The sequence below is a fragment of the Parolsenella sp. genome (genome assembly GCF_982402205.1).
The window spans coordinates 1-2,239 of sequence record NZ_CEVYAT010000197.1 but is presented as its reverse complement, the minus strand read 5'-3'; the positions used below and the strand labels follow the sequence as shown (position 1 = coordinate 2,239).

Below are 2,239 nucleotides of genomic sequence, written 5' to 3'. Positions count from 1 at the left end.
GGTAATGAGATGGGCGCAATAACGCCAGAATGAATACGCTCATATGATACAGCGCAACTCACGTATCCCGAAAAACCACCCAACAAGAAACATAAACCTGTTAAATGCTCGTAGCGTTTAACAGGTTCCAGGAAAGGCGGGCGAGAGCAAGCCGGCCGGCCGCAACGCCCAAGAACAATCGCGCCCTGCGGGCCTTCTTTTCCGTCCCGGGAAGCAAGACGATATGAGCAGGACAGAAAAAGTTGGAAGCCCCTCCTGCATGCATATTCGCGGATTAGGCCGACAATAGAGGTGTCCAAACCGCCAGCGGCCACGCCGCATTCATGGAAGGGGCTTCCGATGATCAATGCTACCACTTTCGTAGGGCTCGACGTCCACGCCAGGTCGGTTAAGGCCTGCGCATTCGTCCCGGAGACGGGCGAGACGGCCAGGAAATCGTTCGGCTACGAGCCCGGCGAGATCGCCTCGTGGGTCGCCTCGCTGCCCCAGCCCGCCAAATGCGTCTACGAGTCGGGCGTGACGGGCTTCCACCTCTGCCGCGAGCTCGGCTCCATGGGCATCGACTGCGTCGTCGGCGCCGTGTCCAAGATGCACAAGCCCGCCGCCGACCGGGGCCGCAAGACCGACAGGCGCGACGCGCAGTTCCTCGCCGTGCAGCTGGCGCTGGGAGTGGTCACCGAGGTGCACGTGCCCGATCCCGAGTGCGAGGGCGCGCGGGATCTGACGCGGGCCCTGGCCGACGCGCGCGACGACGCCGTGCGCGCCAAGCAGAGGCTGTCGAAGTTCCTGCTCAGGCACGGGCTCGTCTATGACGAGAAGAACGCCGCCGGCCAGAGGCGCAGCCGCTGGACCAGGGATTTCTGGGCGTGGGTGGGCCGGATCGACCTCGAAGACGCCGCCGCCATGGCGACGCTGGACCACTACTGCGAGCGCGTGCGCGAGGCCGACGCGGCCAAGGCCGCGCTCGAGGCGAAAGTCAAGCTGCTGGCCCAGCAGCCCAGGTGGAAGCCTACGTGCGACGCGCTCAAATGCCTGAAGGGCATCGACGCCGTCACCGCGGCCTCGGTCGCCTGCGAGGCCGACGGCTTCGCGAGGTTCGCCACGGCGTCGGGCTTCGCGGCGTGGGTGGGCCTGGTGCCCTCCGAGCACTCCAGCGGCGAGTCGCAATTCCGCGGCGGGATAACCAAGGCCGGCAACAAGCACCTGAGGAAGCTGCTGGTCGAGGCCGCATGGCACTACAGGGGCGCGTCGAGGTCGCCGAAGGACCTGGCCAAGGGGCAAATAGTCGACGAGGCGACGCGCAGGCACGCCAACGCGGGCGTGAGGAGGCTCGTCGACAGGCGACGCGCCCTCGACGAGGCCGGCAAGCAGAGCAGCGTGGCCAACGTGGCGGTGGCGCGAGAGCTGGCCTGCTGGTGCTGGGCCGTGGGCCGAATGGCGGAAGGCGCCTAGCGGGCGCGCCGCGCACATACCCGGGTCTTTCCCGGAATCCCCGGGCTCGACGGGCGTCGGCCCCCATCCGCGGACTTTTTTCGTGCGGCGGCGATGCCGCCACGCACGTCGCAAGACAGACGAGACGGAGGGGCCGGCCGTAGCAACGAGATGCACCGGCGCATTCTGCGCGATGGGCGAATATTAAACTGCCAGACGGGCGTCGATCCGACACGCGCTGTCAACGGGGATTGCGGAGGAGATAGATTGGGCCAAGGGCGAAAGAAATCGCCCTTGGCCCTTCATTGCCTATTGACAATGTCCTGCTCATATTAAAAAGGCCGGGCGAACCCGGCCTTTTCTGTATCGAACCCTTACGCCGCAGCGTCTTTCTTGTTCATGACTTTGGCAATTATCACGAAGCCGCCGCATGCCAACACAATGGTGAGTGCCAGCGGAATCCAGGGACTGCCCATGATGCCCGCAAGAACATAACCAATAGCGCCCGACACGAACACGATGGACGCATACGGAATCTGCGTTGACACGTGCGCCATGTGATTGCACTCGGCACCGGCGGACGAAAGAATCGTCGTATCGGAAATCGGCGAGATATGGTCGCCATACACCGCACCGCCGAGAGTTGCGCCAACAGCAACCAAGAACAGCGGGTCAGCGGGGTCGAACACGCCAACAACGATAGGTAGAATAAGAGCAATGGTGCCCCAGCTGGTGCCCATGGAAAAACCGATGAATGCCGAAACAAGGAAAATAGCGAACGGCAGCATAGCGAGGCTTACGCCCAGGC

At 63.9% G+C, this 2,239-nt stretch carries 2 protein-coding genes; one reads left to right on the top strand and one right to left on the bottom strand.

Annotated features, from left to right (window positions below):
• The first annotated feature begins 339 nt into the window (after positions 1-339).
• Positions 340-1,452 carry an IS110 family RNA-guided transposase gene (locus tag AC1VTH_RS07965; protein ID WP_481335625.1) on the top strand — a complete coding sequence of 371 codons (1,113 nt, stop codon included), beginning with the start codon at positions 340-342 and terminating at the stop codon, positions 1,450-1,452.
• 353 nt (positions 1,453-1,805) lie between these two features.
• Here the strand turns inward: AC1VTH_RS07965 and AC1VTH_RS07960 are convergent.
• On the bottom strand, positions 1,806-2,239 hold a 434-nt coding region (locus tag AC1VTH_RS07960; RefSeq protein WP_481335624.1), incomplete at its 5' end, for a Na+/H+ antiporter NhaC family protein.

What these genes read in the sequence shown, in the direction of transcription:
- AC1VTH_RS07965 (WP_481335625.1), top strand. Translation starts at nt 340, where the DNA reads ATGATCAATGCTACCACTTTCGTAGGGCTCGACGTCCACGCCAGGTCG.